This window comes from Haloarcula amylovorans, assembly GCF_004681185.1.
Lineage (GTDB): Archaea > Halobacteriota > Halobacteria > Halobacteriales > Haloarculaceae > Haloarcula > Haloarcula amylovorans.
This window is the reverse complement of record NZ_SRIF01000002.1, coordinates 918,789-945,624: the sequence shown is the minus strand read 5'-3', so window position 1 is coordinate 945,624 and position 26,836 is coordinate 918,789. Positions and strand designations below refer to the sequence as shown.

The 26,836-nt window shown below is 64.8% G+C and carries 26 protein-coding genes; 9 read left to right on the top strand and 17 right to left on the bottom strand.

Annotation, left to right across the window (positions count from 1 at the left end; all coding sequences use genetic code 11):
* Positions 1 to 10: 10 nt before the first annotated feature.
* Entirely contained in the window at positions 11 to 1,201 is a 1,191-nt protein-coding gene (locus tag E4S61_RS12065) for a hypothetical protein (RefSeq protein ID WP_135304185.1), read from the bottom strand.
* A 61-nt stretch (positions 1,202 to 1,262) separates the two neighbouring features.
* Here E4S61_RS12065 and E4S61_RS12060 point away from each other — a divergent pair, with 61 nt between their 5' ends.
* On the top strand, positions 1,263 to 1,997 hold the full coding sequence (locus tag E4S61_RS12060; protein WP_135304184.1) for a 5-formyltetrahydrofolate cyclo-ligase: 735 nt from the start codon (positions 1,263 to 1,265) through the stop codon (positions 1,995 to 1,997).
* Between the two features lie 69 nt (positions 1,998 to 2,066).
* Positions 2,067 to 2,240: a hypothetical protein gene (locus tag E4S61_RS25420; protein ID WP_167768486.1), complete on the top strand. Its 174-nt coding sequence runs from the start codon at positions 2,067 to 2,069 to the stop codon at positions 2,238 to 2,240.
* Positions 2,241 to 2,243: 3 nt separating this feature from the next.
* Here E4S61_RS25420 and E4S61_RS12055 read toward each other — a convergent pair whose 3' ends face one another.
* From E4S61_RS12055 to E4S61_RS12045, 3 genes are all read right to left on the bottom strand, one after another.
* Positions 2,244 to 3,650 (bottom strand): dihydrolipoyl dehydrogenase family protein, encoded by a 1,407-nt coding sequence (locus E4S61_RS12055; RefSeq protein WP_135304183.1) that lies wholly within the window; start codon positions 3,648 to 3,650, stop codon positions 2,244 to 2,246.
* Positions 3,651 to 3,750: 100 nt separating this feature from the next.
* The gene (locus E4S61_RS12050; protein WP_135304182.1) at positions 3,751 to 6,267 is read right to left on the bottom strand and encodes an efflux RND transporter permease subunit; all 2,517 of its coding nucleotides are present in this window, start codon (positions 6,265 to 6,267) and stop codon (positions 3,751 to 3,753) included.
* A gap of 1 nt (position 6,268) precedes the next feature.
* Positions 6,269 to 8,200, bottom strand: coding sequence for a COG1361 S-layer family protein (locus tag E4S61_RS12045; protein WP_135304181.1), 1,932 nt, complete (start codon positions 8,198 to 8,200; stop codon positions 6,269 to 6,271).
* 184 nt (positions 8,201 to 8,384) lie between these two features.
* Here E4S61_RS12045 and E4S61_RS12040 point away from each other — a divergent pair, with 184 nt between their 5' ends.
* Together E4S61_RS12040 and E4S61_RS12035 are read left to right on the top strand one after the other, a co-directional pair.
* Positions 8,385 to 9,011 (top strand): TetR/AcrR family transcriptional regulator, encoded by a 627-nt coding sequence (locus tag E4S61_RS12040; RefSeq protein ID WP_135304180.1) that lies wholly within the window; start codon positions 8,385 to 8,387, stop codon positions 9,009 to 9,011.
* 94 nt (positions 9,012 to 9,105) lie between these two features.
* Positions 9,106 to 9,714, top strand: coding sequence for a PAS domain-containing protein (locus E4S61_RS12035; RefSeq protein ID WP_245180702.1), 609 nt, complete (start codon positions 9,106 to 9,108; stop codon positions 9,712 to 9,714).
* Between the two features lie 12 nt (positions 9,715 to 9,726).
* Here E4S61_RS12035 and E4S61_RS12030 read toward each other — a convergent pair whose 3' ends face one another.
* On the bottom strand, positions 9,727 to 10,302 hold the full coding sequence (locus tag E4S61_RS12030; protein ID WP_135304179.1) for a response regulator: 576 nt from the start codon (positions 10,300 to 10,302) through the stop codon (positions 9,727 to 9,729).
* A gap of 146 nt (positions 10,303 to 10,448) precedes the next feature.
* On the opposite strand from E4S61_RS12030, the gene E4S61_RS12025 reads away from it, so the two are divergent.
* Positions 10,449 to 10,736, top strand: a complete 288-nt coding sequence (locus E4S61_RS12025) for a hypothetical protein (protein WP_135304178.1) — start codon at positions 10,449 to 10,451, stop codon at positions 10,734 to 10,736.
* Here the strand turns inward: E4S61_RS12025 and E4S61_RS12020 are convergent.
* A complete protein-coding gene (locus tag E4S61_RS12020; protein ID WP_135304177.1) occupies positions 10,733 to 11,584 on the bottom strand; it encodes an NAD(+)/NADH kinase in 852 nt (283 codons plus the stop codon). The genes E4S61_RS12025 and E4S61_RS12020 overlap by 4 nt on opposite strands.
* 111 nt (positions 11,585 to 11,695) lie before the next feature.
* On the opposite strand from E4S61_RS12020, the gene E4S61_RS12015 reads away from it, so the two are divergent.
* Entirely contained in the window at positions 11,696 to 12,754 is a 1,059-nt protein-coding gene (locus E4S61_RS12015) for a KaiC domain-containing protein (RefSeq protein WP_135304176.1), read from the top strand.
* 24 nt (positions 12,755 to 12,778) lie between these two features.
* Here E4S61_RS12015 and E4S61_RS12010 read toward each other — a convergent pair whose 3' ends face one another.
* On the bottom strand, positions 12,779 to 13,780 hold the full coding sequence (locus tag E4S61_RS12010; protein ID WP_135304175.1) for a hypothetical protein: 1,002 nt from the start codon (positions 13,778 to 13,780) through the stop codon (positions 12,779 to 12,781).
* Positions 13,773 to 13,970, bottom strand: coding sequence for a DUF4177 domain-containing protein (locus E4S61_RS12005; RefSeq protein WP_135304174.1), 198 nt, complete (start codon positions 13,968 to 13,970; stop codon positions 13,773 to 13,775). The genes E4S61_RS12010 and E4S61_RS12005 overlap by 8 nt, the downstream gene beginning before the upstream one ends.
* Positions 13,971 to 14,190: 220 nt before the next feature.
* On the opposite strand from E4S61_RS12005, the gene E4S61_RS12000 reads away from it, so the two are divergent.
* Complete coding sequence (locus E4S61_RS12000; RefSeq protein ID WP_135304173.1) at positions 14,191 to 14,634, top strand: universal stress protein; 444 nt, start codon at positions 14,191 to 14,193, stop codon at positions 14,632 to 14,634.
* Positions 14,635 to 14,697: 63 nt separating this feature from the next.
* Here E4S61_RS12000 and E4S61_RS11995 read toward each other — a convergent pair whose 3' ends face one another.
* The 9 genes from E4S61_RS11995 to E4S61_RS11955 all read right to left on the bottom strand — a co-directional run bounded on the left by E4S61_RS11995 (position 14,698) and on the right by E4S61_RS11955 (position 24,406).
* Positions 14,698 to 15,129, bottom strand: a complete 432-nt coding sequence (locus tag E4S61_RS11995) for a universal stress protein (protein ID WP_135304172.1) — start codon at positions 15,127 to 15,129, stop codon at positions 14,698 to 14,700.
* Positions 15,130 to 15,203: 74 nt separating this feature from the next.
* The gene (locus E4S61_RS11990; protein WP_135304171.1) at positions 15,204 to 16,049 is read right to left on the bottom strand and encodes a hypothetical protein; all 846 of its coding nucleotides are present in this window, start codon (positions 16,047 to 16,049) and stop codon (positions 15,204 to 15,206) included.
* 39 nt (positions 16,050 to 16,088) lie between these two features.
* Complete coding sequence (locus E4S61_RS11985; protein WP_135304170.1) at positions 16,089 to 16,631, bottom strand: hypothetical protein; 543 nt, start codon at positions 16,629 to 16,631, stop codon at positions 16,089 to 16,091.
* Positions 16,632 to 16,694: 63 nt separating this feature from the next.
* Positions 16,695 to 18,029, bottom strand: a complete 1,335-nt coding sequence (locus tag E4S61_RS11980) for an ABC transporter ATP-binding protein (RefSeq protein WP_135304169.1) — start codon at positions 18,027 to 18,029, stop codon at positions 16,695 to 16,697.
* Positions 18,019 to 19,086: an ABC transporter ATP-binding protein gene (locus tag E4S61_RS11975; protein WP_135304168.1), complete on the bottom strand. Its 1,068-nt coding sequence runs from the start codon at positions 19,084 to 19,086 to the stop codon at positions 18,019 to 18,021. Before E4S61_RS11975 ends, E4S61_RS11980 begins: the two co-directional genes overlap by 11 nt.
* Entirely contained in the window at positions 19,083 to 20,123 is a 1,041-nt protein-coding gene (locus E4S61_RS11970) for an ABC transporter permease (protein ID WP_135304167.1), read from the bottom strand. Before E4S61_RS11970 ends, E4S61_RS11975 begins: the two co-directional genes overlap by 4 nt.
* A 2-nt stretch (positions 20,124 to 20,125) precedes the next feature.
* Complete coding sequence (locus E4S61_RS11965) at positions 20,126 to 21,079, bottom strand: ABC transporter permease (protein WP_135304166.1); 954 nt, start codon at positions 21,077 to 21,079, stop codon at positions 20,126 to 20,128.
* A 16-nt stretch (positions 21,080 to 21,095) separates the two neighbouring features.
* Positions 21,096 to 23,081, bottom strand: a complete 1,986-nt coding sequence (locus E4S61_RS11960) for an ABC transporter substrate-binding protein (RefSeq protein WP_245180699.1) — start codon at positions 23,079 to 23,081, stop codon at positions 21,096 to 21,098.
* Between the two features lie 197 nt (positions 23,082 to 23,278).
* Positions 23,279 to 24,406, bottom strand: coding sequence for a PGF-CTERM-anchored ABC transporter substrate-binding protein (locus E4S61_RS11955; protein ID WP_135304165.1), 1,128 nt, complete (start codon positions 24,404 to 24,406; stop codon positions 23,279 to 23,281).
* Between the two features lie 59 nt (positions 24,407 to 24,465).
* On the opposite strand from E4S61_RS11955, the gene btuC reads away from it, so the two are divergent.
* Both btuC and E4S61_RS11945 read left to right on the top strand, forming a co-directional pair.
* Positions 24,466 to 25,536 carry a vitamin B12 ABC transporter permease BtuC gene (gene btuC / locus E4S61_RS11950; RefSeq protein ID WP_135304164.1) on the top strand — a complete coding sequence of 357 codons (1,071 nt, stop codon included), beginning with the start codon at positions 24,466 to 24,468 and terminating at the stop codon, positions 25,534 to 25,536.
* Positions 25,533 to 26,816: a heme ABC transporter ATP-binding protein gene (locus E4S61_RS11945; RefSeq protein ID WP_245180697.1), complete on the top strand. Its 1,284-nt coding sequence runs from the start codon at positions 25,533 to 25,535 to the stop codon at positions 26,814 to 26,816. Before btuC ends, E4S61_RS11945 begins: the two co-directional genes overlap by 4 nt.
* Positions 26,817 to 26,836: the final 20 nt, after the last annotated feature.

The following is a 26,836-nucleotide window of genomic DNA, read 5'->3' as shown; positions in this document are numbered from 1 at the left end:
GGCGAAACCGTCAGCGAGTGCCGTACCGTTCCCGAAAGAGACCGAGCAACAGGTACGCGTACAGGCTCGCGCCGACGAGCGCGACCAGTCGGCCGAGAGCGACGAGCGGCGTAATCCCGACCAGTAACGCGGCGGCTTCGACGCCGACGCCGGCGGCCAAACAGCCAAGCGAGACGAGCGCCGTCCGGTCGCTGGCACCGAGGAACGTCCCGACGGCGGGCGGGTAGAACTGGTAGGCCACGCCGACGATAGTCGTTCCGAGAAAGCCCAGCAGGTTCAGTCGATAGTGCGCGAGCGGCCCACCCGCAACCGCGTCGGCGAAGGCGAAGTGCAGGCCGAGCGTGACGCCAGCGACGCCTGCAAGGACGCCGAGCAGCGGGCCGTAAAACCCGACGCGGCGTCGGGATGAACGGCGGAAGAGGGCGACGAAGACGAGCGCGAACCCGAGGACAGCGACGCTCTCGGCGACGGCACCGACGCGGAACCAGACGCCGCCCCAGAGGTTGCCGGCGACGAGTGCGGGACCGACGGCTCCTGCCGGAAGGACGAGGGCGACGAGGGGAACTGGCGGCGACGCGACGAGAAATCGGGGAAGGAGGCGGAACCCGACCGCGAATATCAGCAACGCGCCGACCCCGGCCGCGAGGAGGTGGCTAGCACTGGCCGCGCCGCGACCGGCCAGCGTTGGCAGTCCAGCGGTAACGGCCACCGTCTCGTAGGCTCCCGCAACAAAGTACGCGAAGACCACCGGCACGAACGCGTTGGCGAGGCGGTCGATCCGCCGCCGCTCGGCGTTCGCCTCGCCGGTTCCCGTTTCGGCCCCGGAGAGATTGTCACGGACCGTCCAGCCAAGCGCCGCGACGAACCCGACCGCTCCGAGCGCCCAGCAGGCCGCACCGGCGACGGCGGCCGCCCGAGTGAGCGGTGCCATCGGCGCGACTGCCAGCCCGCACGTCCCCAGCGTCAAGAGCGGAAGGGTAGCGGCGGGCGCGCGGGAAAAGGCGAGCGAGCGGTCGAAGTACGCCGGGACGAGCGCGTACCCCTTCCCGACGACGGTGTGGAGGACGAACCCGTAGAGGCCCAGCGTGACGCCGGTTCGATGGGGGACTCCGAACAGCGCCGCCAGTTGCCACGCGACGAGGAAGAGCGCGCCGACGGCGACGTGACGGCGGGCCCACCGGGAGACGCGTTCGGCCGTCATCGCTCTCGTCTGGAACGCGACCGGACTAAACGCTTTTTGCGAACGTGGGCGACCGACCCCCATGGACAAGCAGGCGATACGAGAGGCGGTGTGGGACGCCCTCGAATCGGAGGGAGTCGCGCGCTTCCCGTTTCCGCCCCACGACCGGATTCCGAACTTCGAGGGGGCCGAGCGGGCGACCGACCGCCTGACCGAGACGGCCGTCTGGAACGCCGCCGAGACGGTGAAGGCCAACCCCGATTCGCCGCAGCTCCCGGTTCGCCGGGCGGCGCTGCGGGCGGGCAAGACCGTCTACATGGCCGTTCCGCGGCTTCGGGACGAGCGGTGTTTCTACGAACTCGACCCCGCAGGGGTGGACGATATCGAAGCCGCGCCCGCCGTCTCGAACGTCGCCGACCACGCCGAACAAGTCGGTCCCGAGGCTGTCGAGAGCGTGGACCTCGTCGTCTCGGGGTCAGTCGCAGTCACCGAAGACGGCGCACGCATCGGCAAAGGCGAGGGGTTCAGCGATCTCGAATACGCGGTACTCGCCGAACTCGGTCTCGTCGACGAATCTACGACTATCGTCACGACGGTCCACGAACTGCAGGTGGCCGGCGGCCCCGAGGGCGTCGTCGAGAGCGAAGTCCCCATCGACGCCCACGACGTGCCGATGGACTCCGTCGTGACGCCCGACCGGACCATCGAGATGGAGACGCCCTACGACAGACCCGACGGTGTGGACTGGGATGCGCTCGAAGCGGAGCGAATCGCCGAGATGCCCGTGTTGGCCGCTCGCGCGCCCGGGCACGAGTGAGCAGAGAGCGCCGACGGAAGCCGCCGCCCTAGACGCACGCTTATGTACGTGTATCTCGAATGACACCACATGGCACACCAGCCCGAACGCCCACAGGAGTACGTCTGCGAGGGGTGTCACACCGTTGTCGCCGGAACGGTCCACGGTGACCCACCGGACCACAGTTATACGCCGCCCGAGAAGTGTGCGGCCTGTGGCGGCACCGAGTTCGTCGAGGTACAGAACTACCCCTCGTCGGGGTGAACGTCAGTCGTCGAGTTCGGCCACGCAGTCGCGGATGAGGCCGTCGAAGTTCTCGGGGAGCGTCGGGTGGTACGCTCTGTCGGGCAACTCGCGCACGTCCAGTCCCATCTCGACGACGAGTTGGAGCATCTTCGCGAAACTGTCGGCGTGGTAGTGCAGGCCCTGCCACCCGATGACGGTGCCGTCCGTGGCGTCGACGACGAGTTTCGAGAGCCCCTCGGGGACATCCTTGGACTTGAAGACGCCGTCGTCGCTGGCCTGTCTGGTGGCGGTGACGATATCGTAGCCCGCCTCTTTCGCACTCTGTTCGTTGTGGCCGACGCGGGCGAACGGATAGACGCCCAGTCCCGAGAAGATGACGTGGTGGTGAACGTTCTCGTAGGCCTGTGGCTCGCTCCCGGCTTCTTGCCGGAGGATGTTCTCGGCGGCGGTGAAGCCCTGCTCCTTGGCGACGTGAAGGACAGGTTCCTTCTCGTTGACGTCGCCAACGGCGTAGACGTGGTCGGCGTCCGTCGTCTGCATCGTTTCGCGCACCCACTCGCCCTCGGCCGAGACTGACGTGTTCTCCAGTCCGAGGCCGCCGAGGGTGGGCCGTCGGCCGGTGAAGAGGAACAGCTCGTCGGCCTCGTAGGTGTCTTCGGTCCCGTCGTCAAATTCCACATAGAGACGGACGCCGCCGTCTTCGGTCTCTTCGAGGCGCTGCTCGTGGCAATTGGTGGGAATGTCGATGTCCCAGTTGTCTTCGTAGATAGAGAGCGCTTCGTCGCCGAAGGCCGGGTCGGCCTCGTCGATGGGGCGCTCGTCGTGTTCGACGACGGTGAGTTCCATCCCGCCTGCTTCGGCCAGGTAGGGGACCATCTCCATCCCGATGTACCCGAAGCCCATCACGAGTCCCGAGTCGGGGAACTCGGTGGCGTGTAAGACGTCTTTGCTCGTCATGAAGTCCACCTCGTCGATACCCGGGAGGTCGGGAACGTTGACCGACGAGCCAGTGGCGATGACGACGTAGTCTGCCTCGTACTCCTCGCCGCCGGCCCGGACGGTGTGGTCGTCCACGAACGTCGCCGTGTCGTGGATGAACTCGACGTGGTCGCGCTCGGCCATCGAGTGGATAGAGTCACGACGGTGGCCGGCCCACCCGCGGGTGTGGTCGTTCTTCTGTTCGACGACGGCCTCTAAGTCCACGTCGGGAACGTCGCCGACCAGTCGGTGGTCGTGACGGGCCTGAAAGCGGTGGGCTCCGGCCGACAGTACCTCTTTCGATGGCATACAGCCTTCGAGGATGCAGAGGCCGCCGCCGGGGTCGCCGTCGTCGATGAGGGTGAGTTCGATGTCCGCTTCGTCGACGAGGTCGCCGGCGACGGCTGCGCCGGCGCTCCCGTACGCGCCGATGATGACGACGTGGGTCATATCGGAGGCTAGGGGTGCCCCCGGATAAAGGCTTCAGTACCGTGCATCGAGCGGACAGAAACGACCCGAGAGCAGACGGGGTGACGGGAGCCAGTCCGTCTCAGTCGTCGCCCTCAGTCGGGCGAGTAGGCTGTGACCAATCGAGGTCGAACAGCGACCTGAGCGGACGGCGCTGGTTAGTCAGCCGGTCCCACACCACGAGTACCGACGGGAGAACCAGCAGCGAGGTGAGGAACGCGTAGGCGATGGACATCGCCGTCAGGATGCCGAACTGCCCGATGGCGGGGAATACCGCGAGCGCCAGCACGCCGATACCGAAGACGGTGGTGAGCATGCTGCTGAACAGCGCGCCACCGGTCCCGCGGACCGTCCGGTCAAGTGCCGTCACGAGGTCGTGTTCGTGCATCTCGTCGGCAAATCGGTGGGTGACGTGGACGGAGTAGTCCACGCCCAGCCCGATGGTGATGGCGAGCATCGTCGCCGTGATGGCGTTGAACGGGATGGCGAGTAGCCGCATCGTCGCCGCCAACAGGGCGACGGTGACGACGACCGGCACCATGTTCGCAATGCCGAGCGAGGGGCGGCCCTCTAAGACGTGGTAGATGAAGACGAGGAACGCCGTCGCACCGGCCAACGCGATCGCCAGCGACTGGATGGCCGATTCGAGGATGACATCCGTGACCGCCTGGAAGACGACGATCGAGCCGGTGGCCGTCGCCGAGTGGGGGAAGTCACTGGCGACACTTCGGGTATCTTCGGTAACTTCGGAGTCACTCGCGCTCGATTCGACGGTGTAGACGACGCGTGTACTCCGGTAGTCCTCGGCGAGGTAGTTCAACGCCTGGTCCCGCGAGGAGGACTCCAGCAGGTACTCGTAGATCTCCCCGAGATTGTCGTCGGGAACGCCGTTGTCGTTCTGGTCGTTGCGTCGGACCAACTGTCGGAACTCGGGGTCGCGGGCGGCCCGATCCTGGATGACCGTGACGATCGACGTCGAGGCGGCCCGGCCGTCCTCGCGGACGAACGAATCCGGTGGGTCGTCACCGGCGCGATAAATCCGTTCGAGCGTGGAGTCCTGCCGCATTGGCCCCTCTACGAAGATGGTCGCCTGCCCGCTCTGGGTCGAGTCGAACTTCTCTTCGAGGAAGTTCGTCCGCTGGGTCACGGTGTAGTCGCTCGGCGCGAACGGTTCGGGCAGGGACATGATCCAGTCGGGGTTGTCCTCCGGGGGCAGGAAGTCGTCCTGCGAGAACGACGTCGAGACGCCCGTCGCGTAGACGCCAGCGCTCGCCGTGAGTACCAGCGTCAAAAGGAGGAAGACCACAGGCGCTCGCTCGGCGATGGCGACGCCGCCGCGGAGCACGCCGCCCAGTCTCGACCCCTCGGAGCCCAGCGGCGTCTGGGCGAACGTCGGGATCGGATACCGCTGTCTCAGTTCGTCTAACTCCACCTTCGCGGCGGGCAGGAACACGCCGAAGATGAGGAACGTGAACGTGATGCCGATGGCGGCAACGAACCCGAAGTCCTGAATCGGCGGGAGCGAACTGGTGAGGTTCGCCGCGAAGCCGATGACCGTCGTCCCGGTGACGATGAAGAAGGCTACGAGCAACTGGTCAGTCGTGATGCGCATCGATTTATCGATACCGACGCCCTCGACGCGCTCCTCGCGGTAGCGGTTGATGGCGTGGATGCCGAAGTCGATGCCGACCGCGAGCAACAGCGGCGGCACCGCGATGAGCATCTGTGAGAACGGGATACCGGCCAGTCCCATAAACCCGAACGTCCAGACGATGGCCATGAACAGCGCGATCAGGCCGAGTGCCATGTCCGCGAGGTCACGGTAGGCGATCGTGAGGAAGAAGAGGATGAAGAGGACCGCCGCGGGGACGGTGAGTATCAGCGAGTCGATGACGACGTTCGAGAACTCCGCGGCGAGGATGCCCGAACCGAACACGACGATACTCCCGTGGCCGGCCGCTCCCACCGTGAGCTGGGCCTGCTGTTGGATGCCGGTCAGGGGGCTCGAACCGCCCTGTCCTGACCCCGAGGAGATACCGGCGGGTATCTCGTGAGTGACGAGTCCGAGCGTGGCCGAGGCGGACGCGGAGCCGCGGTTGAAGTCGCTGCTGACGAGGCTGGTGAACTGCGGGTTCTCTGCGGCGGCCCGCCGGACAGCGGCATCTATCTCGGTCGTGGTGGCGGACTCGATGGCGCGAATCTGCTGTTCGGGCGTCGTCGCCGTCGGGTCCAGTTGCATGGCGACAATGCTCGCGGCGCTCGACGTGGAGGTCACGCGGAGCCCGTCTTTCTCCTGAAGCCACTTCTGAGCCTTGAGCATCCGCACCATCGCGTCCTTCGAGAGGACGTTGTTGCCCTTCTGAATGAGCTGTGTGTTGCCCGTATCCGCCGAGAACGCCGGCGAGAACTCGTCGTTGACCTGTGAGAACGCCTCTTCGGCGGGCAGACCGGTCGTGAACTGCGAGGTCCCGGCATTCGTCGAGACGTTGCCGAGGCCAGCGCTAAAGAGGAGCGTCACGACGAGGAACGTCAGGACGACTTTCCGCGAGTCGTCGACGATGCGGTCGTCCGCCCAGTCGATGTAGCGCTGGTGATCCATCCTATTGGTACCTGGCGTAGCCGCCGATTGCCAGCACGCTCACGAGTAAGACGACGGCCGCGATGCCGATGAGCGGGAAGCCGCCGCCGTCGTTCTCGGAGTTCACGTCGACTGCGACCCGGTATGTATCTGAGACCGGCGAGTCGCCGTCGGGTTCGGTGTACTGGAAGTCCAGCGAGACGGGGTAGGCCTTCTCCATCGCCCCGCCGCTGGCGCTGATGCCGAAGCGAATCGTCGTGGAGTTGCCGGGTCCGAGGCTGGCGACGTAGGCCTCGTCGTCGGTCACCGAGATGGGCGAGTCGGCGAACAGTTTCGCCGAGATGTCCGAAAGCGTGACGTCCTCGTTGTTCGTCACCGTGAGTTCGATGGTCTCAGAGCCGCCGGGACTGACCGTCGTGTTGGTCGACTCGACGACGAACTCGTCCTGGCTGGCCGCGACGTTGGCGCGGACTTGCAGCCCGCCGCTCTCCTTCGTATCACCGCTGTTGCCCTGATACTGCGCAACGAAGTCGAACTGTCGCGGCCCCGCCTCGGCGCTGTCGGAGGCGTCCACACCGAAGCTCACGGTGGCTGACTCGCCCGCGCCGAGGTCACCGACGGCGTACTGAGTCTCCTGTGGCGAGAGGTTACTGTGGTCGCTGTCCCACTTCAAGACGACGTTCTCGACGGTCTGCTGGCCCTCGTTGGTCAGCGTCGCTTCGAGTTGACCGTCCTCACCGGCCTGCAGCGTCGCGTTGACGTTCGAGAGGGAGAAGTCCTGTTCGGGTCCCGGCTGGAGGCCGACCGACAGGCCCTCCTCGACGCCCGAATCGCCCTCGGGGTCCTCGTAGTTGACCGACGTGGTGAGCGCATAATTACGGTTCTCGGCGTTCGGCCCGGCCGTGGCGTCGACCGTAACAGTGCGGGTCTCGCCGGGCTCCCACTCGCCGACGTACTGGGTCGTCGAAGACGCCTCGCCGAAGGTGATGTCGGAACTCTGGGAGGCGACGGTCACCGTCGAGTCGCTGACGGTCACCGGTCCCTCGTTGCGGAGCGTCAGCGAGTACGATCCGGTGTCGTCGACGGAGACGTCATTTTCGGTACTGACCACCGAGAACGTCTGCTGGGGGTCCGGAGCGATGCCGACGGAGGTGCCGACGGACTGCTTGCGGACGCCGTTCTCGTTGTCGAAGCCGACAGAGAGGTTGAACTGATAGGGTTCGGGCTCCGCGCTCTCAGCGGCGGAGACGCTGTACTGGAAAGTTCGGGACTCGCCGGACTCCCACTCGTCGACGTAGCGGGAACTCGCCGTGCCACCGCCCACGCCGAGGTCCTGATTCTGGCTCTGGAGGGTAACGGCGGCGTCGCGGGCGGCCGATTCACCGGTGTTCTCGACGGTGACGCCAACGGTCCCCGTCGAACCGACCCGGGCACTCGAATTGACGTTCGTCACGTCGAAGGTGGCGTCGTCGGAGACGCGAACGGTGACGTAGGCGGTCTCCGACGCCTCGGAGTCTGTTCGGCTCCCGTCTTCTTCGGAAATGTAGCTCGTGTACTCGTAGTCGAGTTCGACGGGCACTCGGTAGCGGCCGGGGTCGGCGTCCTCGTCGACGCTGACGGCGAACGACACCGTCGTCGGCGGCCCGGACGTGAGCGTGCCAATCGACTGTCTGGACGTGACGACGTTTATCGGCGCGTCGCCGCTCTGGACATCGACTTTGAGGGCGCGAGCGGTCGTCACCTCGTTGCTCAGACTCGGGTTACGTGCCGACCCCGTCGTGACGTCGCCGCTGTTGACGAGGACGACATCGAGGGTGGTCTCCTCACCGGGAGAGACGGTGTTGTCGGCAAGTGTTGCGTCGATGTTCGGACTTCCGGTTACCGCCGCGGCGGCAGTGCCGGCGGCAAGCAGAAGTGCAACAACGGTCAGCGTCAGTGGTGTACGGCGGTTCATACGTTGATGGAAGTGGTGTCAGAAGAGGTCGCTGCAGTCGATACGAATCTCGGGTCGTCGGCGGTGGCGGACCCGAACGTCCAATCGGTCATCTCGTATCGAACGAACGTTCGGTCCAATATCAACGTTCCGGTCCCCAACTGGTACGAAGGGTTTTTCATGCCCGACCGAATATTCGTTCGGGATGACCGACGAGATGCCGTTCACCGGCGAACCGGTGGACTCGCACGAGGCGATCATGCGTGCGACGTTTTACGCGCTACAGGAACACGGATATGCGGGACTCTCTATCCAACGCATCGCCGACGAGGCCGACCTCAGCAAGTCGACGTTCTACCACCACTTCGACGGGAAAGACGACCTGTTACTCTCTTTTCTTTCGTTCATCCTCGAAGAGTTCGATCGCGTCTTCCAGCTAGAGACGTCCGGCGACCCGGAGGCCGACTTGAAGACGTTCTTCGGCATCATCCTCGGCTCGTACGACTTCTGCGAGGAGATACCGGCAGAGGAAGAGTTTCTAGAGGCGTACGTCGAACTCCGTGCACAGGCAGTTCGAAACCCGGAGTACCGAGCGAAGTTCACCGAGACAGACCGACGCTTCACTGAGCGCATCTCGGGACTCATCGAGGAGGGAGTCGAGAAAGGCGTCTTCGTGGACGTCGACCCCGACCGTACCGCACAGTTCCTTATGGCTACGCTCGACGGCATCACGCTCCAGAACGCGACGCGAAACGACGACCCCATGCCGGCGATGCGCGACGCCATCGACGACTACATCGAGAACAGAGTACTGGCCGCGGACACCGAGTGACGTTACGCGGCCATCGAGACGAATTCCTGTCAGATCGGCGCGTCTCGGCTCGTCTCGAAAAACGTTAACCCGTCGCCCGACGAGAGCGTGAACGATGGTCGAAGGAGTGGACGACGAGACGGGGGACACGGGACGACTGCGTAGCGTCGGCGGCATCGTCGTCTGGATCGCCGGCGGTGCCGTCGCGCTCGCGGCACTCCTGCTGGCCGCGGACAGTCTCGTCGACCTCCCGGTGAGCCGAGAGGTCGCGCTCGGACTCGGCGTCGCACTTGGCGGCGGCTTCGGTGCGCTCGCCCAACTGCTACAGTCAGAGGACGACCTGGAGACGACCGACGAGACGATGACAGTCGATGTCTCCCCGTCAGTATCCGACGGGCCGGAACCGACCGACCTCTTCGATGGCCACCCCGACCCGGTGTTGTACTACGCCGAGACGGGCCACGGGCTCGTCGTCCGCGCCGCGAACCGCGCCTTCGGCGAGCGCTTCGACGTGCCGCCCGATCGACTGGAAGGGACACCGCTCTCGGAGACACTGCCAGTCGCGGGCATCGAGACGCTCGATACTGAGACAGTCCTCGAAGGAGACGTAGACACCGTCGTCACCGCCGAGACCCCGGGCGGCCCCGTCTCGTTTCGGCTGCGCACGGTCGATGGCGCGAGTAGCGGCTACCTCGTTTTCACGCCCGTCGATACGTCGTCGTAGCGTTGGCTCTCGTCACTTCGACCCGCGTCCGGTCTGTTCGAACGCGGTACCGGTGTCCTCGAACTCGACGAGCGCGTCGTCCATCTCCGCTTTCAGTCGGGTGACCCGGCGCTGGAGCGCGTCGACACGTTCGTCCGCTTCGAGCGTCTGGGGCTGTTTCTCCTCTTCCAGTAGCGTGAGTTTCGACGTGAGTTCGAGATACTCGGCGAGTCGGTCGTCGTAGCGACGGGCGGCCAGCTGCTGGTCGATGGCTGCGACGAGCGCCTCCTTCTCGACGGGTTTACAGAGATAGTCGTCGAACGGCAGTTCGATGATATCGAAATCCGGATCGACCGCGGTTATCATGATGACGCGAGTCGAGACGTCTCGCTCGCGAATCTCCGCGAGCACCTCGTCGCCGGCGACGTCCGGCATCCGTCGGTCCAACAGTACGACGTCGATATCGTCGTCGATGCGGTCGAGCGCCGCCTGCCCCCCGTACGCAGTCTCCGTCTGGTAGTGGTTGCGGAGCCGCAACGCGTAGACATCTGCGACCTCCTCTTCGTCGTCGACGACGAGGACAGTCGCGTCCGCAGTGGACTCTGACACGGTACTGCCTAATTGCTGTCCCCCCTCATATAAGTACTAGTGGCCGTTCAGTACCGCTACTCGGCCGGAGATGACTCGGGACACACCGAGGAGCGGTGACGTAACGGAACTTTAAAGATTGCGTCACGGCGAGATTCGGAACAGGAATGCTCGCGCCACCGCTGCAACTCGTCGACAGTTTCCTGCTTAACTACACCGTCGGCGACGTGCTACTCTTCGGGTTCGTCGTCGGGATCCTCGGCATCTTGCCCATGCGGTCGCTCCGCGTGCTCGGCATCCACACCATCAGTATCGGTGCGCTGTTACTCATCCTCCCCACGGGAATGCTGGAACCGAACGCCGGCAGCTTTCTGGGGACGGCGTTTCAGTACAAAGTCGTCGGCATCGTCTTGCTGGCGCTCGCGCCGGTGCTGTACGCCGTCGGCCGCCGCTAGGCTAGTTTCCCGAGCGCAGTGAAAAAATCGAGCGGTGGCCCGGCCAGCCGGATGGGTTCGCTCGCTCGTGTCAGCGACACCCGTTCCGGCGGCGAGATCTCTTGGCGCACTCGCCCGTCGCTTACGACGACGCCGTTTTCGGCGTCCGTCAGCTCTACCAAGATGTCGCTGTCGGCGCTCACCACCAGCGGCGGCATCCCGTCGTCCGGGGCCATCCCCGTGACGACGAGGGCGGGAACGTCGGGGTGGACGAGCGGGCCGCCCTCACTTAGATTGTACGCCGTCGAACCCGTCGGCGTCGCTACCAGCACTCCGTCCGCGTGGCCACTGGTGTACAGCGATCCGTCGACGTACACTTCGAACTCCCCGCCGCCGCCGCTCCCGCGGTGCGTTCCCTGGACGACTACCTCGTTGAGCGCGGGCGAGAGCTCCCAGCCGGGACCGCTGGCCCGCAGCCGCGGCATCGCCCGGGTGCGAGCGCTTCCGGTCTTCTGGATGTGTTCGACCTCCGCGACGACCGTCTCGACGGCCTCCTCGGGAGCCAGGGCATTCAGAAAGCCGACCTCGCCGAGGTTGACGCCCATCAGCGGCGTCGACCCCGCACCGCGGGCGGCGTAGAGAAACGTCCCGTCGCCGCCGATGCTGACGACGAGGTCGCAGTCGCGCATCTCCTCGACCGGTCTGCTGGTCGGTCGGGCCGCCTGCCACGCGTCGTGGTCGACGAGCGCCTCGCCCGTCGTCTCGTCTACGGCCACCGACGCGTCCACGTCCGCGAGGCGGTCGGCCAGCTCACTCGCAAGCGACATCGCCCGGTCGTTGTCCCGCTGGGCGACGATACCGACGGTCATTACCCGTGAGTTTCCGGCGGGTACGTATAAACCCTGCACGACGGCAAGGTTATATCCGTCTGGGAATAAATCGGATTCCATGGCCTGCGTCCGTGGCCGGTGGTCGGGACGATGAGCGACGAGGAGGGGGACGACTGGTTCGAGAGCGCCGTCGACGAAGAAACCGCGACCCAGTCATCCGACGCCGCACGCTCCGCCGATAGCGACACTGAGAGTGCCGAGAGTCCGGTCGAAAACAGTGGAGACAGTCCGTTCGACGACGGCAGTGAAAGCCCGTTCGACGACGGCAGTGAAAGCCCGTTCGATGCCGACGAAAGTCCGTTCGGGGGTTCCGATGGCAACGATCAGTTTAGCGAAAGCGACGGCGGCAGTGGCGGACTCTTCGACGACGACTTCGCCAGCGCGTTCGATTCGGCGGCCGGTCCGGATGGCGGCGGAAGCGACGGCGAGTTCGCGGACGAGGATTTCGAGTCTGACATCCCGCGCATCGACATCGGCATCGACGGACTCGACCAGATGATACAGGGCGGAATTCCCGAACGGCATCTGGTCGTCACCGTCGGGTCGGCGGGGACCGGCAAGACCACGTTCGGACTGCAGTTTCTCCATCACGGGCTCGAACGGGGCGAGAACTGCGTGTTCATCACGCTCGAACAGTCCCACTCGGCTATCATGGACACCGCAAACGACCGCGGGTGGGGCTTCGACGAGTACGAGACCAACGAGCAGCTGGCGGTGGTCGACTTAGACCCCGTCGAGATGGCCAACAGCCTCGACAACATCCGCGGGGAGCTACCCGATCTTATCGAGGACTTCGACGCCGACCGGCTGGTGCTCGACTCCGTCTCGCTGCTGGAGATGATGTACGATAGTCCCGCTAAGCGCCGTACCGAAGTGTTCGACTTCACCCGCTCGCTGAAGGCCGCTGGGGTGACGACGATGCTCACCTCCGAGGCCAGCGAGGACAACCCCTACGCCTCCAGACACGGCATCATCGAGTACCTCACAGACGCCGTCTTCGTCCTCCAGTACGTCCGTTCCGAAACTCGGGAAACGCGACTGGCCGTCGAAATCCAGAAGATACGCAACGCCAACCACTCCCGGGAGACGAAGCCCTACGAAATCACGATGGACGGCATCAGCGTCTATCAGCAGGCGAACATCTTCTGAGACCGGGAGGTCTGCCGACGATGCTCAGCTGAGGATGAGCGGTCCCATCGAGAGCGTCTGTTTCGCGAGCGTTGCGAGCCGTAAGATGTACGCCGTAAAGAGAAGAAACGGCAGCGCAGAGATGGCGAAAGCGGCGCTGACAACCCAGAGAATGTGCGAAAACCCGAGGAACGTTCCCTGGAACGTCGTCGGATCGACGAAGACGACCATTCCACCGGCGACGGTGAGCGCGATGACCGCTGCGTACAGAATCGCCCGCGAAAGCTTCACCAGCGCCCACTGGATGTAGAGGTCTTTGATGTACTCTCGGACCGGCCCGTACATCGTGAGTGCTTCGAGGAGAGCCGTGAACGCTTCCCGCTCCTCGTCGGCGAGGTCGTCGCCCTGATCCAGTCTGAGCCGTCGGATGTCGTGCATCTTCCGGTCGTAGTTGTAGTCGAGCGCGGGCGACAGCACGTCGAACGTCCCGAAGTCGACGTCTTCGAGATGCTCACGAGCGCGGTCGGCGTTCTCTAAGAGGTCCTCGACGTAGACGTCGACCTTCTCGGCGAGGTCCCCGTGCTCGTCCGCAGAGAGCGTTTCTCGGAGGGTCTTCGCTCGCTGTTCGCTCGTCTCGATAAGCGCTTGCAGGTACAGCGCGGGGTCGGCCGGCGTCGTCGTCCCGAGCAGCTCGTCGGTGTTTTGTCGGAAGTCCATCGTGATATCCATCCGCTCGCGCTGGCTGCCGAGTGACCCGATTTCCTGAGAGAGGACGAGTTGGTTGATCGTGACGACCAGCGTCGTCCCCGTGATAATCGCGCCGACGAGTCCGGCGAACAACGTTTCGACCATGTCGCTCGATTGCATAGTCGACTGAATGGACACCGGTTTCAACGCCCCCCAGAGCATGAACGTCGCGAAGATGAGAAACGCCACGCCGATGGCGAGTCCCCATCGGTTGGCCTGGAGGAGGAGCCAGAACCAGTACTTGTTCACGTCGGTCCGTTCGCGCAGCGTATCGTCCGTCGAGAGATTGGTGTCACTCATCGAGTACCCGACGCTTGAAGACGAGTAGCTTCGTCCCGCCGCCGTCGTAACTGATAGATTCGACGAGTTCCCATCCCTCCGTGCCGAGTTCGTTCAGTTCGTCCGTCGGGTCGACCGTCTCCCGCTTGGTCAGCCCTTTCGGCGGTTCGAACGTCTTGTACTCCCATTTGGGGCGCGAATCGGCGGACATTGCGAGTCCAACTGCACGCCGTAGTTCCGTATATGTGTCCGTCCGAGTCCTCGCTGCCTGCGTCGTTTGAGCCGAGAAGAGAGAACAGAGAGAGTGAACAGGTACAACTGACGTCGCTCGTCGCGTCCGGTGTCTGTGGGAGTGGCGGCCGACGGGTTTCATAGCACGTGACAACGAGATGGCGCTATCTTTTTTATCGCTCTCCGGCGAAGCCCCGGACATGACGTTGCTCGTCCCCTACGACGGCTCGGATCTCTCGGAAGCGGCCCTCGAACGCGCGACAGAGTTCGCGGGGTACACCGGTGAGGACGTACTGGTACTCGCGGTCGTTCCCGACGAACCGGACTACGCGTTAGAACGCGGCTGGCTCAGCGCCAACGACCCGTTCGATCCCGAGACCATCGCCGACCGACTCCGCGACCGGGTCGCGGACGTGGCCCCCGACGCCGAGTTCCGCTACGAAATTCCCGAAGCCGTTAGCGAGATGGCCTCGGTCACGACGGACGTAGTCCGGACGATTCGCTCGGTGGCGAACGAGGTGGACGCCTCTATCGTGTTCGTCGGCAGCGAGAACGCGGGCCGCGTCTCCAGTCCCGTGTCGAGCGTCGGCGCACCGGTCTCGGAGGACCCGCAGTACGACGTGCACATCGTGCGGCACGCGTAATCACGGCAACACAGCCGTGGTTTCTCACGCGTAATCACGGCAGTCCTCGCGGTCGCCTCACCGTCAGCGGATGACGGTTACGGGCACCGTCGCCCGTCGAACGACAGTCTCGGCGACGCTTCCGAGTAGAATTCGTGAGACGCCCGACCGGCCGTGGCTCCCCATCACGATCTGGTCGACGTCGTGATCCTCAGCGTACTCGACGATGGTCTGGGTCGGGCGGCCGACCTCCAGAACGCGCTCTACCGTCTCGACGCCGCTCTCGCGGGCTTCGGCTTCGAGACTGTCGAACAGCGTCTCGGCCGCCGACTTCTTCTGTTGGTACCACTCCTCGGAGAACGACGGCATGGACGCCTGCGCGCTGTAGCCCGCCTCGGCCGGGTTGATGACGTGGAGGAAGACGACTGCCGCGTCCGGGTAGTTCTCGGCGACGAATGTCGCGGCCGCGCTGGCCTGATCCGACCCGTCTACGGGGACGAGAATACGCTTTGCCATACGGTTTCGCCAGCGGCTATCGGCTTGAAAGTTTCTACGCTGCCGCGGCGGCGTTTGGAGACTCGGCAGTACGGTTAGCTCACGAGGCGGCCAGCGTGCGTCGTCGGGTCGAGTTCGGCAAGCCGTTCCCCGCAGTCGACGCAGGCGACGGCGAGCACCTCGTGGACGCCACAGCAGGAGGTCTGCACGTCGCTGGTCCCCTCGACCCGCCCGCCACAGGCCGGACACACCGGCCACTGTGAGCGAATCGTCTCCAGCATGTTCACCCGCTGTTCGAGCGGGACATCCGACCAGCGGTCGGTCCACTCGGTCAACGCCTCGTGTGCGGCCACGTCGACGCTGAGCGCGCTCTGTGAGGGCCACTCGCGGATTCGGTGGCCGACGGTCACGGATGGGTGGTCGCCGCGTTCGACGGTCACGTCGTCGGGTTCGACTTCGAATGCGTGCGCCAGCGGGTCGCGCAGGTCGGTGCGCTCCGACCGGGCATCTAGCTGGTCGCCAGCGGCGGCGACGAACTCGTCTGTGAGTTCGCGGTCCTCGCCCTCGCCGGTGACGATTCCCTCCTCGGCCAGAAACGCGTCGGCGTCGACGGCGTTCTCACGGTGGTTCCTGACTTTCTCCAACGTGTCGAAATCGTCGGGTTCGGTGGACGTGGTGTCTTTGCCAAATGCTCGAAGCACGCGCTCGGGAAGGTACTGTTTCGTGAGTCGCGGCGTCCCCGGAACGAGGTATCCGCGCAAGGCGATGGCCGCCACAGAGACGACGGCGACGGCGGCGGCGAGTTCGACTGCAACCAGCGCCGCGAGTCCCGATAGCGCGACTGCGATGACGAGGTTGACCGCGGTACACGGAAGACAGCGGTTCTCACCGGTATGTTCGGGATTTCGAATCCGCGCCAGCGGCGACGACCCCTCAGACATGGCCGCTCCTTTCGGTGCGACGGAGCAAAGCCTGCGCCGTCATGCTGACTCGATGCGGACCGTCGTCTCGGCGGCCAGTCCGTTCTCGGCCGCCTCGGGCACGTCCAGCGACGCGCCGATGGTGTACTCGCCGGGGCTGGCCGGTTCCCACTCCGTCTCGCTAACCTTGAACAACTGCGACCAGCGGCGGGTGAACCGCTTTCGCTCGCCGCGGTCGAACGAGAAGACGCGCTCTTCCTCGGGAAGGTCGACTGGCACTTTCGACGCTTCGGGGTGGCCGTCTACGTCCCACGTCCACAGACGCGGTGTGGGCGTCCGAATCGTGATGGGAATCGGAAACGCGTTCTTCAGCGTCACACGGACCGGGATATCCGTCCCCGCTTCGTAGGTGTCCTGGGGCGTCTCGACAGTGACGCCGAGCGCGCGGTTGCGGAGCCACTCGGGGACGAGCAGGCGACTCAGCGTCTCGCCGGGGACCGACCGCATCGCCGCCGGCGTCGCATCGTCGCCGCGGCGCTCGCCCGGGGCGAACGAATCGTCGTCGTCGCGCTTGAGCGCGTGTGAGTCGTAGATGCGTCGCATTGGAGTCGATAGGTGGTGTGCGGTGAAAGCGTTATGCCGTCAGTCGTACGCGTCGGTATATTGTCAGTCGTCGGCGTACGCGCCGCCGGCCGCGCCGTCCTCGCCGCGGTCGCCGTACTCGTCGTCGTACAGCAGACACGCGATTCGGTGGCTGTCGCCGGTCGGTATCTGGTCGGGGTGAGTCGTCTCACAGGGCGAGGTGAACGCCGCATCGAGGTGATCGGCCGCCGCTTCGACGCCGTCGTCGTGGAGTTTATCGATTCCGATAGAGACGGCTTCTTCGGCGTCGGGGTCGGCCAGACGGTCGGGTAGCCCGAACTCCGCGCGGACCAACTCGCCCAATTCGGCCCGTGAGGCCTGCGTCGGGTCGTCCACTGCGTCGCCCTCCGTCACGGCCGTCACTGAGTCGACGTCGTCGGCGTCGGCTGCCCGCAGTTTCAGGTCCATCACCGAGCGCCACACGTCCTGTTCGAGGTCGTACTCCGCCGGTTGGATGACCTTCGGACAGCGCGTGTGGAACCGACATCCGGAGGGTGGGTCGAGCGGCGACGGCACCGTTCCGGGAAGGAATATCTGTTCGCCCTCCCACAGCGGATCCGGTTCCGGCACCGCCGACAGCAGCGCCTCCGTGTAGGGGTGATACGGCGGGTCGAACACCTCCTCGGTCGTCCCGACTTCCGCGAGTTCGCCGAGATACATCACCGCGATGCGGTCGGAGATGTGCTCGACGACGCTCAGGTCGTGGGCGATGAAGACGTACGAGAGGCCGTACTCGTCTTGTAGCTCCTCCAAGAGGTTAAGGATCTGGGCCTGCACGGAGACGTCCAGTGCCGATACCGGTTCGTCGCAGATGATGACCTCGGGGTCGACGGCCAGTGCCCGGGCGATGCCGATGCGTTGGCGCTGGCCACCGGAGAACTCGTGGGGGTAACGATGGGAGTGGCTGGCGTTCAGTCCCACCGTCTCCAGCAGGTCGTAGATGCGCTGTTCGCGCGCCTCGCCCTCGGCGATGTCGTGGATGTCGAGCGGTTCGCCGATGATGTCGCCGACGGTCAGCCGGGGGTTGAGGCTGGCGAAGGGGTCCTGGAAGATATACTGCAGGTCCTTCCGGAGGTCGCGGAGCTTCCCTGACCCTATCTCGGTGAGGTCGTCGCCGCGGTAGTACACCGATCCGTCGGTCGGTTCGGTCAACCGCAGGATGGCGCGGCCGAGCGTCGTCTTCCCGCAACCGCTCTCGCCGACGACGCCGAGCGTCTCCCCCTCGCGGAGTTCGAGGTCGACGCCGTCGACGGCCTTCACTTTCTGTTCCCCGCCGAGCAGGGAGTCGAGAAATCCGCTGCTGGAGTCGTAGTACTTCTTCAGTCCCTCCACGCGGAGGATGGGGTCGTTACTGGACATCTCGTCCCTCCTCGATACGGTCGAGTTCCTCGCCCTCGACGGTCACTTCGTAGTCGAGTTCGCCGTCTAAGTCACCGGTGTAGGCGAGGCACGCAGCGGCCCGTTCGTCGTCGATTGTCGCTGGGTTGCCGGTCTCGGGGTCCACCAGCGGTGGCTCTTTCCGGGTACAGGACTCCTCGGCGTAGGGACATCGGGGGTGGAACGAACAGCCCGGTGGCACGTCTACGAGGTCGGGCATCGTCCCGGGGATGGTCTGTAGCCGGTCGCGGTCGTCGCCGATGCGCGGAATCGAACTCATCAGGCCGACCGTGTAGGGGTGTTTCGGGTCGTAGTAGAGGTCCTCGACGGTGGCCTTCTCGACGGGCCGACCCGCATACATCACCATCACGCGCTCGCAGATCTTCGCCACGACGCCGAGATCGTGGGTGATGAGTTGGATGGCGGCGTCGAACTCCGCGGCGAGGTCCTGAATCTCGTCGAGTATCTTCGCCTCCGTCGTGACGTCCAGCGCCGTCGTCGGCTCGTCCGCGATGAGCAAGTCCGGGTCACAGGACAGTGCCATGGCGATGACCGCTCGCTGTTGCATCCCGCCGGAGAACTCGTGTGGGTAGTCGTCGTAGCGGCTCTCGGCGTCGGGGATGCCGACCCGGTCGAGCAGTTGAATGGTCCGCTCGCGGGCCTCGGCGTCGCCGTAGTCGAGGTGGTGACGAATCGCCTCGGATATCTGTTCGCCGACGCTGTAGACCGGGTTGAGCGCGGTCTGTGCGTCCTGGAAGATCATGGCGATCTTGTTGCCACGCACGTCCCGAATCTCCGAGTCGCTCATCTCTAAGAGGTCCTCGCCCTGGAAGATGATCTCGCCGCTCTCGATGCGGCCGGGGCTCTCGATGAGACGCATCAGCGAGAGGGCGGTGACCGACTTTCCGGCCCCGCTCTCGCCGACCACGCCGAACGTCTCCCCGCTCTCGATGCGATAGGAGAGGTCGTCGACGGCGGTTACGACCCCCTCTTCGGTGTAGAAGTTCACCGTGAGGTCGTTGACTTCCAGCAGCGTCATCCGCCGCCTCCCTGCTGGACGTTGTCGACTTCCTGGGCGTCCAACGCGTCGTTGACCCCGTCGCCGATCATGTTCATCGCCATCACGAACAGGAAGATGGCTCCGCCGGGGAACACCGTCGCCCACCACGGGATGGACGCGCCGGGGCCCTGCACGAGAGTCTCTCGGGTCTGGTCGAGCATCGTCCCCCACTCGGGGGTACCCGGTTCGAAACCCAGGCCGAGGAAGCCAAGCGCCGCCACGCCGATGACGACGGTCCCGATGGAGAGTGACGCCTGCACGATGAGCGGTGCGATGGCGTTGGGCACGATGTGTCGGAAGATGACCGAGCGGTCGCGCGCGCCGAGCGCCCGCGCGGCCAGCACGTACTCGTTTTCCTTCACGGAGAGTATCTCTCCGCGGATGAGGCGGGCGTAACCGGCCCATCCGGGGACGGTGAAGGCGATGACCAACTGCCAGTAGCCGCCGCCGAGTAAGGCGACGATGACCAGCGCCAGCACGAGGCCGGGGAACGCGAAGATGACGTCGACAAAGCGCATCAGTATCTCGTCCACCCAGCCGCCGTAGTAGCCAGCGACGGCCCCGTAGATCATGCCGATGGTAGCCGTGATGCCGACGACGACGAAGCCGATGGAGAGGCTGTACCGGCCGCCGACCAGCACCCGCGAGAACAGGTCCCGACCCGAAGCGTCGGTTCCCATCGGGTGTGCGAGCGTCGGCGGGTCGTACCGGCCCACGGTCGACCCGGGTTCGAGGTACAGTATCTGACCCGGGTCGTAGGGCGCGAGTGAGAACGGCTGGACGGGGATGCCCGCGATAGTGATTGGTTTAGCGAACACCGACAGCAGGGCCATCGCCGTGACGACGTAGACACCCAGCATGGCGACTCGGTTCTGTCGGAAGCGTCGCAATGCTCGTCGCCATCGGCTCTCTGTGCCGCCGCTCGTCGCTTCGGACCAGTCCGACAACGCCTCTCGTTCGGTCACGCGGTCGGTGTCGAATCCGGAGACTCGGATGCGTCCTCGTTGTGTAGACATAGTTAGTCGTATCGTATCCGTGGGTCGAGTACCGCATAGAGGATGTCCGCCACCAGGTTCGCTAAGATGATGGCGACCCCGATGAACAGGGTGATCCCCAAGATGAGGTCGATTTCTCGGTTCGAGACGGCTCTGATGAGCGAGCGCCCCAGTCCCGGCCAGCCGAACACCGTCTCGACGACGACCGACCCGGAGACGATGCTCGCGGTCAGGAAGGCGGCGACGGTGGTCACCGAGATGAGCGAGTTCCGCAGGACGTGCTTCAGGACGACCGTGCGCTCGGGGAGTCCCTTCGCCCGCGCGGCGGTGACGTACTCCTTGTTCATCTCCTCGGCCATCGACGACCGCATGATGCGCATCAGCGTCGACGCCGAGGCGGTGCCGATGGTGATGCCCGGAAGGAGGAGATACCACAGCATGTCCGGGGAATAGAGCGGCTTTCGCGGGGCCAGTACCGGCCAGAGATTGAGCGTCAGCGCGCCGATGAGGATGAGCATCAGCCCCAGCCAGAAGTTCGGGATCGAGATGCCCGACAGCGCGACGAAGCGACTGACGTGGTCGCCCAGTTCGTCCTTCTGAACCGCGGCGTAGATGCCGGTCGGGACGGCGATGATGACCGCGAACACCCAGCCGAACAGGCCAAGCGCGACGGTCTCGGGGAGTCGCTCGACGATGATGGTGCTGACCGCACGGTCGGTGCTTATGACCCGACCGAAGTCTCCCTGGAGGACGCCGCTGAGCCACTCGAAGTACTGCACCCATATCGGATCGTTCAGCCCGTATCGGGCACGGAGTCGCATCTCCTCGGCGGGCGAAATATCGGGGTTCAGCGCCACCACCACGTCGATGGGGTCGCCCGGCGTAATCTGGACGAGGGCGAACGTAATGACCGAGACACCGAACAGTATGGGGAAGATGAGCAGAACGCGTTTGGCGATGTAGCGTCGCAGACTCATGGATTAGGGACCGCGATTATCGGTCGAGGTAGGTTATCTGCTCGTCGGCCGGGTTGTACATGGCGTAGCCGATGATGTCCTGTGTACTCGGATAGGTGTTGAATCCTTTGACGGCGTTGTTCACGACACCGACCAGCGTGCTGTGGGTCCCGTAGGAGTTGGCGTTCTGTTCTAGAATCATCTTCCAGACTTCTTCGTAGCGTTCGCGCCGCAGTTCGGAGTCTTGGGCGACTTCGGGACCGTATCGGGCCTGCTCCATCGCCTCGTTGAGTTCCTGGATGTCGATGTTCTGGAAGTTACAACACTGGGCGAAGTTCTGCGGACTGTGGACCGATTTGGCGTAGCCGTGCGGATTGAACCCACCGGAGAGACCGATGAACGCCAGTTTCCCCTGCTTCCAGTAGTCCTGTGAGAGGAGTTGGCTGATGAAGGTGAGGAACTCCTTCGTGTTGACGCTCACGTCGAAGTACTGCGTGCCGTCTATCTCTTGGCTCATCGACTCGGCCATGAGTTCGACAGTTCTGACGCGGTCGTCGTTGTCGGAGTTGGTCTCCAGCGTCACCTCGATGGGGAACTCGATGTCAGCCTCGCCCGCGGCCTCTTCGGCCAGTTCGGCGGCGGCCTCCGGTTCGTAGGTGTTGTAGCTCTTGAGGTTCTCGACCATCGCCTCGTAGTCAGTCGAACCCGTTCTGGCCGCGAGCGGCGGGAGCGGGACCCACGCGGGCTTCTCCCACCCCTGGAAGATGTTCTCGGAGATGCTCTGGCGCGGGATGAGCTTGTTCGCGGCCCGGCGAATCTTCGCGTTGGTCCAGGGCTCCTGTCTGACCGGGAACTGCAGGAAGGTGTAGCCGGCTCCGTTGGTCGGCGCAGTTCGGTAGTCCTCGGAGTTCTGGTAGTTGGTGAGCGTGCTCGCGGTGAGGCCGTAACTCATGTCTATCTCGCCGCTTTCGAGCGCGGCAGCGCGCTGGGAGTCCGACCCGATGATGGCGACGTCGACTTCGTCGACGGCCGGGCCGTTCGGGAACTCCGAGGGCCCCTCGAACCAGTCTTTCATCTCCGTGTCGAACCAGTAGTTCTCGTTCTTCGCGAAGAGGATGTACTCCTCGTTGTTGAACTCCGCTAGCTCGAACATTCCGGTCCCCAGCGGCGTGTTCCCCTCCCGGGGGTCCATCTGCCCGAGTTCGAGGTCGGTCATCTTCGTGGGGTACACCGGAAGCCCACCGAGTTCGCGGATGGCGGCGGCGTCCGGAAGTTGCGAGTACAGTTCGACGGTGTAGTCGCCGTTGGCCTGGATGTCGAGCAGGGAGTCGTATATCTGCCCCGACAGGCCGGAGTTCTGGACGCGTTCGTAGGAGGCGACGACGTTGGATGCGGTCAGTTCCTCACCGTCGTGGAACTCGATTCCCTCGTGGAGCTGGAAGGTATAGTGCATCCCGAACGTTCCATCTTCGACGGCCTGCGTGGCCTGTTCGGGAGTCAGGACCTTCGCCTCGTCACCGGCGGAGGGGCTGTCGGGGTTGTCGGGGCTCTCGATGATGACCTGTGCGTCCGTGTCGATGTAGACGCTTCCGTCGTCGGTCTCAGCGTACTGAGCCGACGTCATGTACGACGTGTAGTCGCTGGCCGTGACGTCGTTGACCGCGGCCTGTTCGTAGGACTCCGCCAGCCACGGATACAGTTTCCCGGCGGCGTCGGTGGTCACCATCCCCTCGTAGAGGAGGTTGTGCAGGATAGTGGCCGACGCGGAGGTGCTCTCGACGTAGTCGAAGGTGTCTGGATTCTCGCCGATGGCGGTCTTGAACGTCCCGCCTTCCTTGATGTTGCCCGGTTCGACGGTGACGCGTTCTTGGACGGGGTCTACCGAACCACCGCCACCGTCACCGCCATCACCGCCGGTGAGACCGGAACATCCGGCTACGGAGGCGGCACCGAGACCGGCGACGGTTTGCATCAGGTTGCGGCGGGACAGGACGTCGGAGAGCGTGCGTTTGTTGTCAGTCATGCGAAATCACAAATGGACTATTGTGACAGTTATGCCCCTAAACAAAAAATTTTGCGCAAATTTACACTGTAGCTACCGGAATTGAACCTGACGAGTCAGGAATTATTGACAGTAAACCGGGCTATACGTGCGATTTTACTATTGAATCGGACTAGCGTAGTAAAATTTTATAGATAATTATATATGTTATATTATGATTAGTCTCGGCCGCGGGCCATCGACATTGCAGCGACTATGGCGAGGAGCGTAGCGACGACAGTAAACCCGGGTCCGTTCCCACCCGTCGTCGATGCTGGCGAGTTCGTGCCGGGCTCCGTCGCATTCGTCGATGCCGACGACGGTCCGGTCTCCGTCGAACTATCCGTCGAGTTGTCGGCTCCCGTCGTCACGGCCGACCGCGGGACGTAGGTGTCCTCGTTATACTGCTCGGGATAGAGCTGTCTGGAGGCGTTGTGGACGACGTTGACCACGCTCCGCGGGGCTGGCTGGTTCAGGTCTCGCGTTCGCAAAACGATAGTACTGTTCGTCTCCCCTGCGGTCGTACTGGCGTACGGTTCCTGATTCACGAGACCCGTCGTCCCCTCGGTGAGAACGAGCACCTCGGGGTCGAGTTGTAACAGCACCTCGTCGCTCAACGGGGGATAGTCGGTGTGGTTGCGCGCGGCGACGTTGTCGGCTCCGACGGCCTCGAACAGCGCGTTGATGAACGTCCCGTTCGCGGCGACGTAGCCGTCGCCGAGCGGGTACAACACCTTCGGGCTCTCTTCGGTTTCCGCAGAGACGTTCTCGACGGCATCGACGTTGGCGCTCATCCACGCGTTAGCCTCGCCTGCACCCTCGCAGTTGCCGGTCAGGCGGCCGACGGTCGTCGTCTTTTCGCTAATATCCTCGATACTGGTCGCCGCGGGCAGGTGATACACTTTCAGCCCCGCATCCCGAAGCGCCTGGACGTCGCCCGAACTGGCGTTCGGCGCGATGACGAGATCGGGGTTCGTGCCGACCACCTTCTCGACGTTCACGCCGAACCCAGCGGAGACGTTGGTTCGGCTATCGGCCCCCTCCAGATACGAGGCGTACTGCGTGAGACCGACCACCTGGTCGCGCCCGCCAATCTCCCACATGGTCTGGGCTGCCGAGGGGTTGGTCGTCACCACCCGCTCCGGGCGTTCCTCGATGGTTATCTCGGTCCCCGTCGCGTCGGTCAGCGTCACCGGGAACGGACACTGTGCAGCCGTCGTCTGCGTACTCGTGGCAGCTGCCGGTGCGACACCGACGGTAGAGACGAGCAACAGCAATCCAACGAACAGCGTGGCGAATCGTCGCATCGTGTTGTCCGGGGGGCAGTAACAATAAATATTTACCTACTGCAAGTGACCTTGCAGCCATGCACGTAGGGGGACGGGTCGCCTCGTGGTCGATTGCACTCACGGCGTTGCTGGCGCTCGTCGTCACCGTGAGCGCCGGCATCGGCCCGGTGTGGATTCCGCCGGAGGCGGTGACGAAGGTACTCTTAGAGGCCATCGTCGTGCCGACGGCCGTCAACGTCTCCGGAGCGACGCTCGACGTGACCACCCGGTCCCTGTTTCAGTTCCCCGTCGAAGACTTACAACGGCAGATCGTGATGCAGGTCCGGCTCCCCCGAATCCTGCTGGGAGCCATCGTCGGCTTCTCGCTCGCGGCGGCGGGCACCATCATGCAAGGTATCTTCCGAAACCCGATGGCCGACCCCTCCATCATCGGCGTCTCCTCGGGCGCGGCAGTCGGCGCGGTGGGGTTCATCGTCGCACCGATAGCGTTCCCGTTCGGTCTCGGCCTCCGCGGGGCGGCCTTCGCGGGCGCACTGGTCGCGGCCTTCGGCGTCTACCTCATCGCCACGCAGAACGGCCGCACGCCCGTGGCGACGCTTCTGTTAGCTGGTGTCGCCGTCCAGACGTTCCTCGGCGCGGTCGTCTCCTTTCTCCTGCTCCACAGCGGCGAGAGCATCCGGCGGGCGCTGTTCTGGCTCATGGGCCATCTCAAGGGCGCGACGTGGCCGGAGGTGTGGACGAGCCTCCTGCTCGTCGCGCTCCCGTTCGTCGGCTTGCTCGTCTACGCGCGGGACCTGAACGTCCTCTTGCTCGGCGAGGAGGACGCACAGAGTCTCGGTATCGACGTCGAACGGACCAAGCGCTTGCTGCTGGCGTTCTCGTCGCTCGTTACGGCCGCCGGCGTCGCCGTCACGGGCGTCATCGGCTTCGTCGGTCTCATCGTTCCCCACGCCATGCGACTCGTGGTCGGTCCGGACCACCGCATCCTCCTCCCGACGGCGGCGCTCGCGGGCGCGTCGTTCCTCGTCGCCACCGACACCGTCGCTCGCTCGGGGACAGCCGAGATGCCGGTAGGCATCCTCACCGCCGCGCTCGGTGCCCCCTTCTTCCTCTACTTGCTCCGGAAACGGGAGGTACACGAGCTATGAGAGACCAAGTCGACCGCTCGCTCGACAGTAGTGTGGGCAACACCGATGCGGATCCGATGCTCGAAGTCTCGGGTCTGTCGGTCGAACTCGGCGGTCAGCAGATTCTCTCGGGCGTCGATTTCGCCGTCGACCGCGGCTCGCTTGTTGGCCTTGTCGGGCCGAACGGGGCGGGCAAGACGACGGTGTTGCGGACCCTGCGTGCGACGCTCACCCCCGACGAGGGGAGGGTGCGCGTCGCCGGCAAACGCCTCGACGGCCTCTCCGCGCGGGAGGTGAGCCAGCTGGTCGCGAGCACGCCCCAGACGACGACGCTCTCTTTCGAGTTCACCGTCGAGCAGGCCGTCGAGATGGGGCGGACGCCACACCTCGGGCGGTTCGACCGCGTGGACGAGACTGACCGCGAGGCCGTACAAGCGGCGATGGAGCGGACCGATGTCGCGCAGTTCGCCGACCGGGCGATCACGTCGCTATCGGGCGGCGAGCGCCAGCGCGTCTTGCTCGCTCGCGCCCTCGCACAGGCGACGCCGGTCCTCCTGCTCGACGAACCGACGGCAAGCCTGGACATCAACCACGCCGTCCGCACCCTCGAACTGGCGTCTTCGCTCGTCGCCGAAGGAAAGACGGCCGTCGCAGCCATCCACGATCTGAACCTCGCCGCGCGGTACTGCGACGAACTCGTGTTGCTCGCCGACGGCGCGGTACGAGCGGCGGGCACTCCTCGGAAGGTACTCACGACGGAGACGCTCGGTGACGCCTTCGACGCCGAGACGCTCGTCACTCGCCAGCCCGGCTTCGACGCGCCGCTGGTGACGCCGCTGGCCGACCGCGACCCCCTGGATGCGCACGTTCACGTCGTCGGCACCGGAACGCAGGCAGCCGCGGCTGTCGCTCGTCTCGTCGCCGCCGGCCTCACGGTCAGCGTCGGCGTCGTGCCGGCCGGTGACGCCGCCGCCGAGCGTGCGGACGAACTCGACTGCGAGGCCGTCACCGTTCCGCCCTTCGCCGGCGTGGACGAGCATTCGAGGGAGCGTGCGACCGAACTGGCCCGCGAGGCCGACGCCGCCGTGCTCGCCGGTGACGTGGGCGACGCCAACCAGTCCGTCGTCGCGGCCGCTCGCCGTCTCGTCGCTGTCGCCGGCGAGGGGGTCCCGCGCATCGAATCGGAGCGAACGGTCGTCACGACCATAGAGGGCCTTCCCGAAGCCGTCGCCGACCTACCGGGGCGCGCCGACCGTCGGCCACAGCAAGAGCGCGTACGGCAGGAACAGCAAGACCGATAGCCGTCCCTGTCGTAGCCCGC

Bases quoted from the DNA above. Each gene is read 5' to 3' on its own strand.
- E4S61_RS12035 (WP_245180702.1), top strand. From the start codon at position 9,106: ATGGTCGAAGGAGTGGACGACGAGACGGGGGACACGGGACGACTGCGT.
- E4S61_RS12015 (WP_135304176.1), top strand. From the start codon at position 11,696: ATGAGCGACGAGGAGGGGGACGACTGGTTCGAGAGCGCCGTCGACGAA.
- E4S61_RS12060 (WP_135304184.1), top strand. From the start codon at position 1,263: ATGGACAAGCAGGCGATACGAGAGGCGGTGTGGGACGCCCTCGAATCG.
- E4S61_RS12005 (WP_135304174.1), bottom strand. From the start codon at position 13,970: ATGTCCGCCGATTCGCGCCCCAAATGGGAGTACAAGACGTTCGAACCG.
- E4S61_RS11995 (WP_135304172.1), bottom strand. From the start codon at position 15,129: ATGGCAAAGCGTATTCTCGTCCCCGTAGACGGGTCGGATCAGGCCAGC.
- E4S61_RS11980 (WP_135304169.1), bottom strand. From the start codon at position 18,029: ATGTCCAGTAACGACCCCATCCTCCGCGTGGAGGGACTGAAGAAGTAC.
- E4S61_RS12055 (WP_135304183.1), bottom strand. From the start codon at position 3,650: ATGACCCACGTCGTCATCATCGGCGCGTACGGGAGCGCCGGCGCAGCC.
- E4S61_RS12040 (WP_135304180.1), top strand. From the start codon at position 8,385: ATGACCGACGAGATGCCGTTCACCGGCGAACCGGTGGACTCGCACGAG.
- E4S61_RS25420 (WP_167768486.1), top strand. From the start codon at position 2,067: ATGGCACACCAGCCCGAACGCCCACAGGAGTACGTCTGCGAGGGGTGT.
- E4S61_RS11970 (WP_135304167.1), bottom strand. From the start codon at position 20,123: ATGTCTACACAACGAGGACGCATCCGAGTCTCCGGATTCGACACCGAC.
- E4S61_RS12045 (WP_135304181.1), bottom strand. From the start codon at position 8,200: ATGAACCGCCGTACACCACTGACGCTGACCGTTGTTGCACTTCTGCTT.
- E4S61_RS12000 (WP_135304173.1), top strand. From the start codon at position 14,191: ATGACGTTGCTCGTCCCCTACGACGGCTCGGATCTCTCGGAAGCGGCC.
- E4S61_RS12050 (WP_135304182.1), bottom strand. From the start codon at position 6,267: ATGGATCACCAGCGCTACATCGACTGGGCGGACGACCGCATCGTCGAC.
- E4S61_RS12020 (WP_135304177.1), bottom strand. From the start codon at position 11,584: ATGACCGTCGGTATCGTCGCCCAGCGGGACAACGACCGGGCGATGTCG.
- E4S61_RS11985 (WP_135304170.1), bottom strand. From the start codon at position 16,631: ATGCGACGCATCTACGACTCACACGCGCTCAAGCGCGACGACGACGAT.
- E4S61_RS11975 (WP_135304168.1), bottom strand. From the start codon at position 19,086: ATGACGCTGCTGGAAGTCAACGACCTCACGGTGAACTTCTACACCGAA.
- E4S61_RS11945 (WP_245180697.1), top strand. From the start codon at position 25,533: ATGAGAGACCAAGTCGACCGCTCGCTCGACAGTAGTGTGGGCAACACC.
- E4S61_RS11990 (WP_135304171.1), bottom strand. From the start codon at position 16,049: ATGTCTGAGGGGTCGTCGCCGCTGGCGCGGATTCGAAATCCCGAACAT.
- btuC (WP_135304164.1), top strand. From the start codon at position 24,466: ATGCACGTAGGGGGACGGGTCGCCTCGTGGTCGATTGCACTCACGGCG.
- E4S61_RS12065 (WP_135304185.1), bottom strand. From the start codon at position 1,201: ATGACGGCCGAACGCGTCTCCCGGTGGGCCCGCCGTCACGTCGCCGTC.
- E4S61_RS12025 (WP_135304178.1), top strand. From the start codon at position 10,449: ATGCTCGCGCCACCGCTGCAACTCGTCGACAGTTTCCTGCTTAACTAC.
- E4S61_RS11955 (WP_135304165.1), bottom strand. From the start codon at position 24,406: ATGCGACGATTCGCCACGCTGTTCGTTGGATTGCTGTTGCTCGTCTCT.
- E4S61_RS11960 (WP_245180699.1), bottom strand. From the start codon at position 23,081: ATGACTGACAACAAACGCACGCTCTCCGACGTCCTGTCCCGCCGCAAC.
- E4S61_RS12010 (WP_135304175.1), bottom strand. From the start codon at position 13,780: ATGAGTGACACCAATCTCTCGACGGACGATACGCTGCGCGAACGGACC.
- E4S61_RS11965 (WP_135304166.1), bottom strand. From the start codon at position 21,079: ATGAGTCTGCGACGCTACATCGCCAAACGCGTTCTGCTCATCTTCCCC.